13 protein-coding genes are annotated in these 12,352 nt (G+C 47.2%); 9 read left to right on the top strand and 4 right to left on the bottom strand.

Annotated features, from left to right (window positions below):
* Window positions 1-477: 477 nt before the first annotated feature.
* The 3 genes from nadC to N836_RS43595 all read left to right on the top strand — a co-directional run bounded on the left by nadC (window position 478) and on the right by N836_RS43595 (window position 3,476).
* Entirely contained in the window at window positions 478-1,353 is an 876-nt protein-coding gene (gene nadC, locus N836_RS43605) for a carboxylating nicotinate-nucleotide diphosphorylase (RefSeq protein WP_023070894.1), read from the top strand.
* A 139-nt stretch (window positions 1,354-1,492) separates the two neighbouring features.
* Entirely contained in the window at window positions 1,493-1,873 is a 381-nt protein-coding gene (locus N836_RS43600) for a hypothetical protein (RefSeq protein ID WP_023070893.1), read from the top strand.
* A 130-nt stretch (window positions 1,874-2,003) separates the two neighbouring features.
* On the top strand, window positions 2,004-3,476 hold the full coding sequence (locus N836_RS43595) for a glycosyl hydrolase family 57 (RefSeq protein WP_023070892.1): 1,473 nt from the start codon (window positions 2,004-2,006) through the stop codon (window positions 3,474-3,476).
* Here the strand turns inward: N836_RS43595 and N836_RS43590 are convergent.
* On the bottom strand, window positions 3,473-4,228 hold the full coding sequence (locus N836_RS43590; RefSeq protein WP_031291630.1) for an amino acid ABC transporter ATP-binding protein: 756 nt from the start codon (window positions 4,226-4,228) through the stop codon (window positions 3,473-3,475). The two genes, N836_RS43595 and N836_RS43590, sit on opposite strands and share 4 nt — an antisense overlap.
* A 262-nt stretch (window positions 4,229-4,490) precedes the next feature.
* Between N836_RS43590 and N836_RS43585 the strand changes: the two genes are divergently transcribed.
* Window positions 4,491-5,309, top strand: coding sequence for a basic amino acid ABC transporter substrate-binding protein (locus N836_RS43585; RefSeq protein WP_023070890.1), 819 nt, complete (start codon window positions 4,491-4,493; stop codon window positions 5,307-5,309).
* A 133-nt stretch (window positions 5,310-5,442) separates the two neighbouring features.
* Window positions 5,443-6,123 carry an amino acid ABC transporter permease gene (locus N836_RS43580; protein ID WP_023070889.1) on the top strand — a complete coding sequence of 227 codons (681 nt, stop codon included), beginning with the start codon at window positions 5,443-5,445 and terminating at the stop codon, window positions 6,121-6,123.
* Between the two features lie 4 nt (window positions 6,124-6,127).
* On the opposite strand, the gene N836_RS43575 is transcribed toward N836_RS43580, so the two are convergent.
* Window positions 6,128-6,400, bottom strand: a complete 273-nt coding sequence (locus N836_RS43575; protein WP_023070888.1) for a hypothetical protein — start codon at window positions 6,398-6,400, stop codon at window positions 6,128-6,130.
* A 98-nt stretch (window positions 6,401-6,498) separates the two neighbouring features.
* On the opposite strand from N836_RS43575, the gene N836_RS43570 reads away from it, so the two are divergent.
* The 3 genes from N836_RS43570 to N836_RS43560 all read left to right on the top strand — a co-directional run bounded on the left by N836_RS43570 (window position 6,499) and on the right by N836_RS43560 (window position 8,834).
* Window positions 6,499-7,503: a cation diffusion facilitator family transporter gene (locus N836_RS43570; protein ID WP_051394508.1), complete on the top strand. Its 1,005-nt coding sequence runs from the start codon at window positions 6,499-6,501 to the stop codon at window positions 7,501-7,503.
* Between the two features lie 26 nt (window positions 7,504-7,529).
* Window positions 7,530-8,363: an exodeoxyribonuclease III gene (gene xth / locus N836_RS43565; protein ID WP_031291624.1), complete on the top strand. Its 834-nt coding sequence runs from the start codon at window positions 7,530-7,532 to the stop codon at window positions 8,361-8,363.
* Between the two features lie 177 nt (window positions 8,364-8,540).
* On the top strand, window positions 8,541-8,834 hold the full coding sequence (locus N836_RS43560) for a hypothetical protein (RefSeq protein WP_023070885.1): 294 nt from the start codon (window positions 8,541-8,543) through the stop codon (window positions 8,832-8,834).
* A gap of 106 nt (window positions 8,835-8,940) precedes the next feature.
* On the opposite strand, the gene N836_RS43555 is transcribed toward N836_RS43560, so the two are convergent.
* Window positions 8,941-10,215, bottom strand: a complete 1,275-nt coding sequence (locus N836_RS43555; RefSeq protein ID WP_031291621.1) for a ribulose bisphosphate carboxylase small subunit — start codon at window positions 10,213-10,215, stop codon at window positions 8,941-8,943.
* Between the two features lie 151 nt (window positions 10,216-10,366).
* Between N836_RS43555 and N836_RS43550 the strand changes: the two genes are divergently transcribed.
* Window positions 10,367-11,464, top strand: a complete 1,098-nt coding sequence (locus tag N836_RS43550) for an L-dopachrome tautomerase-related protein (RefSeq protein ID WP_023070883.1) — start codon at window positions 10,367-10,369, stop codon at window positions 11,462-11,464.
* A 5-nt stretch (window positions 11,465-11,469) separates the two neighbouring features.
* Here N836_RS43550 and N836_RS43545 read toward each other — a convergent pair whose 3' ends face one another.
* The gene (locus N836_RS43545) at window positions 11,470-12,324 is read right to left on the bottom strand and encodes an acyl-CoA desaturase (RefSeq protein WP_023070882.1); all 855 of its coding nucleotides are present in this window, start codon (window positions 12,322-12,324) and stop codon (window positions 11,470-11,472) included.
* Window positions 12,325-12,352 lie beyond the last annotated feature (28 nt).

Below are 12,352 nucleotides of genomic sequence, written 5' to 3'. Positions count from 1 at the left end.
TTTGACATTGGCTCTATCCTCGTGATAAGGTTTAACCAATTTCAAACTAAAAGAAATTAACAGGATTTCGTCTAGAATCTCAAACTATTGACTTGTCTAGGTTCTACACCCTTCTAAGGTCGCGGTGAACCGCTCCCCCGTTGAGCGCTTTACTAATATAGCGAGCTCCCTATCCTAAGTCAACTCCTTTCTTCAAATTTGTCTAAAGTAAGCAAGACTCTTTCGCTGTAAGGTTTTCAGCTTTTCCTGGTGCCGATTTTTTGCGGTCCTTTCAAATTATTCTTGGTATTTGGGTGAAGATTTAGCAGGTAGCCTCTGATACAGCTGACCAGATTCGGCTAGGAATTATCTTGGGAGATTAAATTGGAAATTTGATGCTTGGAATCGGTAGGTTGATTGTCTGAAGATAGATAGAGCTAGACATTGCCCTCGTTTCTCTCTATGTAAGTAAAGTGAACACGAGCAGACAATATTATTGTGAACATCAACTTAATTAGCCTAGATGAGCAGTTGAAACAATGGCTAAAGGAAGATATCGGACGAGGTGATCAGACCACTTCAGGCTTAATTCCTAAAAGCACAGCCCTAGGTCATGGATATTGGTTGGCAAAAGCACCAGGTGTGATCTGTGGGTTGCCAATTGCTCGCCGCGTTTTTGCAATACTGTCTGATTTAGAAGGCAGATCAGATAACCAAATAGCATTTGAGCCCTGTGTTATTGAAGGAGTAAAGGTAGACGCAGGGACTACCATTGCTCAAATAGAAGGTTCTCTAGCCAATTTACTAATGGGAGAGCGAGTTGCGCTTAATTTGGCTATGCACCTTAGTGGTATTGCCACTGCAACTAGACAATATGTGGATGAGATTGCAGACCTCCCAGCGCAGCTCGTGGACACTCGCAAAACAACACCAGGGCTTAGGGCACTAGAAAAATATGCCACTCGTGTGGGAGGGGCCAAAAATCATCGGATGGGTCTGGATGATGCTGTGATGATTAAGGATAACCATATTTCAGCGGCTGGTGGCATTGAGCAGGCAATTCAAAGTATTCGCTCAGCGATGCCATATCCGCTCACTGTAGAAGTAGAAACAGAAACACTAGAACAGGCGCAGGATGCTCTAATCCATGGAGCGGACATTATTATGTTGGACAATATGAGCCCAACAATGATGAAAGAGGCTGTGCAGTTAATTCGAAATCACAGTCCTCGTATAAAGATTGAGGGTTCAGGTAACGTTACTCTTGAGACAATTCGAGAGATCGCACTAACAGGCGTTGATTACATCTCTAGCAGTGCTCCCATTACCCGTTCTCCCTGGTTAGATCTGAGCATGCGGTTAACCTCTACTTGAAACTCAGATAACCTAGCGAATTGTGTGATTTCGCAAACGTTTGCAAACGGACAATTGCAAAATAACAAAGCTTCAAGCCTTTTCCGTTTTAGGGAGGCACAATTGAAAAAATTGGAAACCATGTGGGGTTTTAACCACCGTGAGCTATAGACCCAAGCAACCCGCCAAAATAGTTCAGTTGGACATCTTAGATACCGACTATGCTGCCATGGTAGCCGGTGAGCCTATTTCCGATGAACGTAAGCAACGCTTGGAAGCTACCGATCCCCAAGCGTTTCAATACATTAGTCGGCAAATTTCAAAATATCGCTACGGCTGTCACACCCAAGAAGAACGCGATGATGCTCTTTATAACATTGGAGCAATGGTTGGATTAATGACACCGTCTGATATCGAGGATGTCAACGATCGATTACGCCACACAGGCCACTTATATCTCACCCAGGGAGAACGAGTACAAATTCTAAACTGGCTGGAGGACGAATTAGCTGTCTCATTTGAACACAGTCTCAGTGAGTAAGGTGAAAGTTCAGGACAAATTGGGAGTTAATCTAGGGTTATCTTTTCTATAAGGGTGGTTTATTTTCAGGCCCGTAACTGAGAAACTAGTGATAGAAAATTAATCCACCTTTTAATACGTTCTAAAAGACATGTCTGCTGCTGTATCTCCCCCAGCTACTTACGATCAAACACTTCCTACCCTTTGTGGCTGGGAGTCCTCTATTGAGGAGTTGAATAACTTTGATAACCCAATTTTCCTGGAACGAAGTAATCTAGACCCCAGTAGCTTGTCGGCTGGATTTGCGATCGCACTCCACATGCATCAACCAACGATCCCAGCTGGGTCCGGAGGGCAACTCATAAATCATTTGCAATACATGTTTGAGCATCCCTATGAGGGTGACAATCATAATGCTGGGCCTTTTGCCTACTGCTATGCCCGCATGGGTGACTTTATCCCCGAGTTAGTGGAGCAGGGGTGTAATCCACGAGTAATGCTGGACTACTCTGGCAATTTATTGTGGGGGTTACAGCAAATGGGGCGTGACGATATTCTCGATAAACTCAAAGGAATTACGTGCGACCCTCGCTATCAGCCTCACGTAGAATGGCTTGGTACATTTTGGGGACATGCCGTTGCAGCCGCCACACCATTGCCGGACATCAAGCTACATATTCGAGCCTGGCAACATCAGTTTGCTAGCATTTTTGGATTAGGAGCGCTTAAGCGAGTCCGCGGGTTTTCCCTCCCAGAGATGCAGTTACCTAATCACCCAGATGCTCTGTACACCTTAGTGAAGAATCTCAAAGAGGCCGGCTACCGCTGGGTGATGGTGCAGGAGCATACGGTTGAAATGCTAACAGGTGAGGGGATTCAGCAGCCACATTTGCCCCATCGATTGATTGCGCGTAACAGCTGCGATCAAGAAGTCTCGATCACGGCGCTGATCAAAACCCAGGGGTCAGACACCAAGTTAATTGGTCAGATGCAGCCTTACTACGCAGCCCAAACATTAGGCCAGACAAATCTAGGTAATCAATCAGTCCCCCCACTAGTCAGCCAAATTTCTGACGGTGAAAATGGTGGTGTCATGATGAATGAGTTTCCAGGAGCATTCAAACGAGCCTGGCATGAAGCTCGTCAGAACCAAACTATCAACGGGCTCAATGGCACCGAGTATCTAGAGTTGTTAGCCGCAGCGGGGATCGTCGACAGCGATCTACCCAAATGTCAGGCGATCGGCCAACATCAGCTGTGGCAGACCTTAGAGGATGGAGATATTACGCCAGAACGGGTGAGTGATGCAATCGCGAACTTGGCTACCAACAATATTTCCTTCAATGGCGGTTCGTGGACCAATGATCGTAGTTGGGTAGATGGGTATACCAATGTGATTGACCCCATGGAGCGTCTGAGTGCCCGCTTTCACCAAGCTGTCAATGCTGTTCCAGCTAGTCAGCAGCCTCATTTAGCACTCAACACCAACTATCGACAGGCATTACTCCATAACCTTATCTTGCAAACTAGCTGCTTTCGCTATTGGGGACAAGGTCAGTGGACAGACTACGCTCAAACAATTTATCAAAAAGGTTGTGAATTTATCGCTAGGGGCTTTGCCTAAACTGTTATTCCATTCATACGGCTAAGAAAAGTCTGCAGACGCTCACTTTGAGGGCTGCTCAAAACCGTTCGGGGAGCACCAGTTTCTTCAACGACCCCCTGGTTGAGAAACATGACACGACTGGCTACTTCCCGCGCAAACTGCATTTCATGGGTCACCACAGCCATCGTCATGCCATCTTCAGCCAGCGTGCGCATCACCTGCAAAACCTCGCCTACTAACTCAGGGTCTAGAGCACTTGTAGGCTCATCGAATAGCAAAATATCGGGTTGCATACAGAGGGAACGAGCAATCGCCACTCTCTGTTTTTGGCCACCTGAGAGCTGCTCAGGATAGGCTGATGCCTTTTCAGCTAAGCCAACCTTATCTAAATAAAAATGTGCTCGATCTTCAGCTTCATCAGCTGTTAGCCTCAAAACTTTACGAGGCGACAGGGTGAGATTGTCCAAAACACTCATATGTGGGTAGAGGTTAAACTGCTGAAACACCATGCCCACTTTTGCCCGCAACTGCTGTAAAGCCTTAGCACTCAGCTTAGCGGCTGAAAGATCAATATCATTGACGATTAGCTGTCCACCGCTAATCGTTTCTAAGCGATTAAAACATCGTAGTAGCGTGCTTTTGCCACATCCCGACGAACCTATAATGGCCACGACTTCACCACGTTCAATCTGGCCGTTAATCCCGCGTAGCACCGATAGGTCGCCATAGTTTTTCTGCAAGTTAGCAAAGTAGATTGCGGATTGTGTCACAGGGCACTCGTCAGTAACGTCTTGAAAGGAATAATAACGCTGCCCTTGTAGTGCAGCTACCAATAACACGGTTTTTTAAGCCATCGATCTGTGGCAGCTCCCTGTTCTCTTCAGGTAGATCATCATGAAGCTACAAATAACACCGTTTTTTAATTCCTGGTAGATTAAACTACACGTCTGAGTCAGATATCGGGGTAGTACAGCCCTAATATCTGAAGTAAGGCCTATTCATTCCATAACAAAAAGGAACCGATTAAGCATTATGAAACGGTCTCAATTTTTAAAAAACGCACTTTTAAGCCTGGGAGCAACTGTCGTACTGGCCGCTTGCGGCGGCGGTGATACTGCCACCACACCCGTCGAAAACGGAGGTGAGGCAACGGCTGGTCCTTGGGTAGTGGGCACCGAACCCGCATTTCCTCCCTTTGAATCTCAGGATGAAAATGGAGAGTTAGTAGGTTTTGATATTGATCTAATGAGAGCCATTGGTGAGCAAGCCGGTGTCGAAGTTGAGTTTGAAAGTCTCCCCTTTGATGGTTTGATCCCTGCTCTACAGGCTGGCACTATTGAGGCGGCTATTAGTGGAATGACCATTACTGAAGAGCGTGCTCAAACCGTCGATTTTTCTCGCCCTTACTTCCGCGCTGGCCTGGCGATCGCAGTTGCTGAAGATGATACTGAAACCACATCGCTAGAAAGCTTAGAAGGAAAAACCATCGCCGTACAAATTGGGACTACCGGAGCAGCAACAGCTGGCACTGTTAAAGATGCCACGGTCAGCACGTTTGATTCAGCCCCTTTGGCACTCCAGGAACTCTCCAATGGCAATGCTGATGCCGTGATCAATGATGCACCAGCTACGTTAGATGCGATCGCAACCGGTAACATTGGCGGCGTCAAAGTCGTAGGCGAACTCCTCACCGAAGAGTTTTATGGCATCGCAATGCCCCAGGATTCGCCTAACCTGGAAGCACTGAACACAGCCTTAGCAGAACTACTCGAAAACGGCACCTATGACGCCATCTACGAAAAGTGGTTTGGTACAGCTCCTGTTGGTACCCTGCCTGAAGCAGCGCTTTAGACAGGATGAACCTTAAATTCCCATGGAAGGCGCAAGTCTTCCATGGAATTCGCGCAATAATCTTAATCTCATCCTGATAATCAGCCTAGTCTATAAACTCTTTAACAGGGCCTCATAGAGAGGGCCTATCGCAGTGGAATACATTCTTGACGCTTTGCCCGCCCTGCTCCGGGGTGCCCTCACAACTATTCAGTTGACGGCCCTTGCTATTCTTTTTGGCTTTATCGGCGGCACCTTGCTCGGTACAGCTAGACTTTCTAAGTTCTGGCCAATTCGTCTCGCAACTCGTGCCTATATTGAGTTTTTTCGCGGTACGCCACTATTAGTACAAATATTCTGGATTTACTTTGGTTTCCCGGCTCTCTTCAAAAGCCTCGGCTTAGGGTTTACCTTTGATCGTTGGTCTGCTGGTGTTCTAGCCCTGAGCCTAAACTCAGCAGCCTATGTAGCTGAGATCGTTCGCGGAGGTATCCAGTCTATTGATCGAGGGCAGTGGGAAGCCGCCTCATCCATGGGTCTGAATTCAATTCAAACCCTACGCTACATTGTGCTGCCCCAAGCCCTGCGTCGCATGATTCCTCCCCTAGGAAATGAGTTCACCACATTACTGAAAGACACTAGCTTAGTGGCTGTGATTGGTCTCGAAGAACTATTTCGTCGCGGACAGCTAACCGTCGCCACCAATTTTCGCGCATTTGAAATTTATACAGCCATTGGACTTGTCTATTTAGCGTTAAACCTCATGTTCTCCCAGGGATTTACTTGGTTAGAACGCTGGACTGATCCAACCGAGAAAGCAAAGAGGAACGCTTAAAGCTTTACTTACGTCGTCGTGATGAACGATGTTTACTTCCCGGTGGTGTGCGGTGAGCCCCAAAATATTTTTCGCTACGGTAGCGTAACCACACCCGCAGTTGCTGTGGGATTTTTTCCTTCTGTACCTTTGTCAGTTGGTTATACAACTTTAAAGCTCGCTCTCGCTCACGGCGACAGGCAGCATTGTTATGAGCATCCCAGAGCTTTTTCGCCAGGCGGATACGGCGGCAGGTTTCTTTAATCAGGGCATCGCCTTGAAGTGGCTGATCGCTCATAACAGTTTAGATAGAAAATCTTAGGATAAAGCTGTGCCTAACATTCACAGAAGTAATTGCTGATTCTAGCTAAAAGTGGCAACCTCTATTCTATATATATGCATAATCATGGGTTCGGGGTCTGCGACTGCCCGACAGAAACGTCGCCAGAAAAATTAAGGGTCTTGGCTATTGCCCTGGTGATGGTAGCAGGATTTTCAGCATTGGAGCTGCGGGTTGGTCACCACAGCCATAGTCTATCTTTGGTGGCGGATGCTGGGCATATGATTGCCGATGTATTTGCGATCGCAATGTCCCTACTCGCCACCTGGATTGCCCGCTGGCCCACGTCATTCAACGCACCATTTGGCTACCGTCGGGTAGAAATTTTAGCAGCCCTGGTCAATGGCATTGGCCTGCTGCTGATTGCAGGCTGGATTGGTCAAGAGGCCCTCATGCAGCTGCAGACACCTCCCACTGAAATATTGACGAAACCCATGGCGCTGACAGCCTTGGCAGGATTGGGGGTGCATGGTATCAATGCCCTCCTGCTGCATCGCCATACTGATGAGGATTTGAATCTGCGCGGCGCATTTTTACACACCGTAGCCGATGCCCTGAGCTGTTTGGGAGTTTTGTTTGTAGCGGCAGCTGTCTATTGGTTTGACTGGCAATGGACAGATGGCTGGATAAGTATTGCGATCGCATTGCTGATTTTCATCGGAGCTATGCCACTGATTCGTCAAAGCCTGAGTATTTTATTAGAGCAGCCACCCACCCACCTAAACCCTCAAGAGATTGAGCAACACCTACTGACCTTTAAAGACATCACCCAAGTAGACCGCCTCAGAATTTGGACCATTGCGCCAGGTCAAGTCCATTTAACAGCGAATTTGACTGTAAATACAGCAAGTACTGGTCGCCGTGATGCTTTGCTGAATCGAATTCAAACTGTACTGAACCAAGACTTTGAAATTACTGAAGCAACCCTACAAATGACATCTTCACCATCGGTTGCCCTATCAACGCTGCCCAATACTAAAATACGAGAGCTAATTCAGACGGGCTCTGATCAATCATCGAGCACCGATCAGGGAATTCCTTACCAGAACCGGACTGGATAGTGTTGTCTCTGCTAAAACCGAATCGCATGCAAGTCGCCTCTTGGAATGTTAATTCTGTCCGCACTCGCCTTGGCCATATTACTGACTGGCTGAAAACTAACCCAGATGTGGACATACTGTGTCTCCAAGAAACCAAGGTTGTCGATGCGGACTTTCCAAAAGCCCCTTTCGAAGAACTGAACTATCACACGTATATATATGGCCAAAAAGCCTATAACGGGGTTGCACTGATTAGTAAGACGCCTTTAGACAATGTACGCATGGGATTTGGAGCTATTCTCGATGCCGACATTGTTGGCGATCTAGATGATCAAAAACGAGTCATCAGTGGTGTTCTTGATGGTGTCCGTATTCTCAATTTATATGTTCCCAATGGATCATCCATTGGGAGTGAGAAGTATGAATATAAACTGCGCTGGCTAGCATTGCTGAAGCAGTATCTCATCAAGACATTAGAAGAAACTGATAAGCTCAACGTCTGTGGAGATTTCAATATTGCCCTTGAGAACAAAGATATTTACACCGACGAAAAACGCGACACCCATATTATGTCGTCCCCAATAGAGCGGGAAACCCTGAGGGATGTGCTGGCAGTTGGTCGTTCCATGGAACGAGAACACCTTAAAGAGCCCCTTCCCGGAGGTTTAGCGGACGCATTTCGGAAGTTTACCGATGAGGGGGGGCACTTCAGCTGGTGGGATTATCGGGCTGCATCATTTCGGCGGAACATGGGGTGGCGTATTGATCACCATTATCTTTCGCCTGAGCTGTACAAGCAGGCCAAGCGTTGCTGGATCGATCTAGAACCACGCAAACTAGAAAAACCTAGCGATCACACCCCTGTAATTGTTGAATATTAGTTTAATGACATACGGGTACTTGATATAACAAGAGACCCTGAAGTCAAGCAATATCGAGCATGATAGGCTAAGAGCGAGGGTTATATTTCACTCTCATTCTGGGTATCTTGTTTATTAACAATCTGCGTAGCCCCCTTGCAGAGAGGCCCAACAGTCTATGCAGTTTTTAGGTACCTTGTGAATACTTTTTTAGCTGGCCCAGATTGCCCAATTATCGATCCGCCTGAATTAGAGACTGCTCTACATTTTTTGGCGATTTTCACCAATTTAGATGATGAGTTTAACCGGATTGATTTAGTTAATACTGGTCTATTTGATTTGACTCATCCTGATACTGCCCAGCAACTTGATCTACCTGGGGCAATCAGAGCTATTAAAAGTAAAACTCGGTTAGCTAAAAATGTTCTGCGCTGGGTGGATGATCATCGTTCTAGCTTGAGCAATGAAGAACTCATCAGTATTCGGCATTAAGCAATACAAGCAGGTACAGAATTCGGGCTAGTGCAAAATATCGCGCAAAATCGAAGAGTTAGACATCTCTGGTTTTATGTTAGTGGTTGCGATCGCACAATTCTTGCTAAGGCCGATGAATAATCCGCTCCAACACTCGGCGCTTGCTGTTAGGGTCAATGCCAATCAGCCGCACATAATCTTGGCCATGGTCAATTAAACACTGCTCAATCGTCTGCATCGCTTGCCCTGCACTGGCCCCATTAATCACCGGACAACTCTGCCAGGCATTCGTCCGAAAGCGACGCTTATCGACATACTCCGTACCCACTTTGTAACCTTGCGCCATCAGGTTGCGCACATCCTGCTGGAGATCATCCGGCAAAGCCACCTGGCTACGACCTGACTGCGGCTCGGAAGGTAGTTGGACCACACCATTAGATTTGGCCACTGGCTGTAACGGAACTGACGGAGCATGTTGGTAAGCGCGATAGTATTTCCCGTTGCCTTTGTTGTCAGTTTTATTTAACGCCTGGTTATATTCCTGAACTAATCCCATTTCCTGCAGACGGCGCTGTTCTCGTACTAACCGCTGCCCTACCTCCACTAAATGGCCGATGCGAAAGTCCGGTTTTTTGAAGCTGGGGGGTGTTTTAGTATTCACTACATTACGAGAAACGTTCTCTACTCCCACCTGGTGAATGAAATCAATGATTTGCTCATCATAGATCTGAGCCCGTAGCGCTCCATAGAAATCAATTGCCTGGTTGGGAAACGTATCCACTAGGGTTTCAATATCACTATGGCTCAGACCATCGGGGGAAAAGATGCCGCCTACGATGCCTAGACGATCATCACGATCTGGCTCCCAATAAAACTTCTGCATCCGACCATCCCGCACCAATGGGGCATAGAGCGTCGCAAAATCATTACCCGTGACCACAATAGGAATACGCGGCAAAGGTGTTTCATCATAGCTGCCCGGCAGCTGCACATTAGTCGGATTATCGGCAATGTTCATCAGGGTGTTATTCACCAGCTGTGTATTGACCGTGTACTGGGTCATGCCATCAAAGCGACCAGCCCCTGCATCTAGATCGTTAATCATCAATACCGCCATCTGGCCTCGAACTTTGACCAAATCCGCCGCTTCTCGATAGCGCAAACGGATTAGTCGAGCTGGATCACCTGCATCTGGACTTTCTAATTCACCACCCGATACATGGACAACATTCACTCCCATGCGCTGATAAACTAGCTCACACTGAAACGTTTTACCTTCTCCCTTACGGCCATGGATGCCAAAAATTAACGGCATCTTGACCTGCGGCAGGTCCAAAAAGTTTTTAGTGATATGAACCGCAAGCGCGTTGAGAAAACGAGGTGAGATGTAATAAGCCACGGGATTGAACAGTTTTGAGCTTTCCTCAGTATCTCGCCTACAGGGACCCTATGTATAGGGATATTGGCCATTAGTACAATCCATGACGAACTGAATCTTGGACGCAGATAAACCCGGTAAAATACCCGGCATTATTGCTTAAAAAGGTGCCATGAAAACCCATTGGTTATCCCTAACATTCCTTGCTGCTCTGATTGGCATAGCAACCCCAATCAACGCCCAAACATTTCCATCAGACCTTGAGGTTGTTGCAGAACTGCCTCAAGGCAACCCGCCGGGCAATATTGCTGTGACACCAGACGGCCAGCTGATCATGAGTCAGCATCAGTTTTATGGCACCGATATTAAAGTAGTCAAAATTCTGCCAGATGGAGCTATCCAGCCTTTCCCCAATGAAGCTTGGGCATCTTCACCTAATTCTGATGGGATTGGCCTTAATAATGTACTCGGCATTCGAGCTGACAGTGATGGCATAGTTTGGATGCTGGATAATCCTGGAACAGGCGGAACCGGTCGCCTAGTAGGTTGGGATACTCGCGCAGATATACTGCATCGGGTGATCTATTTGGCAGCTCCAGTGATACCAGAAGATACTTTTCTCAACGATTTTGCCGTCGATTTATACAACGACGCTATTTACATTGCCGATACCGCAGGTGGTAGCAACTCAGCATTGATCGTCGTAGACCTGGAAACGGGCTATGCCCGACGTGTGCTGGAAGGTCATCCGTCTATGCAACCAGAGGATATTCTCATCGTTATTGATGGTCAAACCGCTATGTTAGGCGATGCGGAAGCACGTATTGGTGTTAACCCCATCACTATCGATCCTGATAACGAATGGGTTTATTACGGTGCTATGTCCGGGCGTTCCCTCTATCGCATTCGTACCTCAGACTTATTAGACAGCATCCTTTCACCAGCACAACTATCGGCTAGAGTGGAGCGATTTGGCGATAAACCTATCAGTGATGGAATCACTATTGATGCTGGTAACAACGTCTACGTCACTGACATTACGAAAAATGCCATTGGCGTTGTCGACCCCAATGGCACTTATCGTATTATCTATCAAGATGAATCCCTAAGCTGGACCGATGGCTTTGCCTTTGGACCCGACAATCATATCTATGTCACGGTCAATCAGCTGCAACGCTCTCCAGCTTTGAATCAAGGGAGTGACCTTTCCCAACCTCCGTATTATTTGCTGCGATTTCCATCGCTGGACGCTGGTGTGGTCGGTCGATGAATCCGTTAGCGACGCACCGCTGGAATCCGTTTAACTTTGGTGGCCCAGCCCAGTCGCTCAAATAGCTGAATGGTATACCAGGTGACGTCGATTTCCCACCATTTCCAACCCGTTTGAGCTGCTCGTGGATAAGTATGGTGGTTGTTATGCCAGCCTTCTCCATAGGTCACCAGGGAAACCCACCAAAGGTTACGGGCATTATCTTTAGTGTGAAAGGTACGGTAGCCCCAAGTATGGGTAGCTGAGTTAACTAACCAAGTGGCATGCCAAAGTAGAACAGCTCGAACAAAGATACCGTAAATAACAAAGGACCAACCACCAATGGCATATAGCAATAGTGCAAGTGGCACTTGAAGCAATAGAAAATAATTATTCAAAAAGCGATAGAAAGGCTGACGCATTAAGTCAGGCGCATACTTGGCATAACGTTCTTGCTTGAAGTTGTCGCGCTGGGGGTACAGAATCCAAAGCATGTGGCTCCACCAAAATCCCCGCTTAGCGGAGTAGGGATCTTTATCAATATCCTCTGTAAATGCATGATGCTTACGATGACCGCTGACCCAGAAAATTGGACCGCCTTCCATTGCAAGTGTCCCTAGCACAGCGATTGGATATTCCAACCACCGTGGCACCTGAAAGCTACGATGGCTGAGCAGTCGGTGAAATCCTAGACAAATGCCCACACCACCACAGAGCCAGTGCAGCAAAATTGCTACGCCCAGGGCAGACCAAGAAAAGAACCATGGGGCCAACAGGGCCACCCCATGAAATACGGCAAAAAACCCCAGAGTTACCCAGTCTAAGGCAGGTTTTTGGAGTTTGGTATTGAGGGATGGCGGGGTTAATCGCGCAGTAGTCATTAGTAACTCTCCTCACGAAATTTGAATA

It is taken from the genome of Leptolyngbya sp. Heron Island J, from assembly GCF_000482245.1.
Taxonomy (GTDB): domain Bacteria; phylum Cyanobacteriota; class Cyanobacteriia; order Phormidesmidales; family Phormidesmidaceae; genus Leptothoe.
The sequence above is the reverse complement of the archived record's forward strand: the minus strand, read 5'-3'. Positions and strand labels throughout refer to the sequence as shown.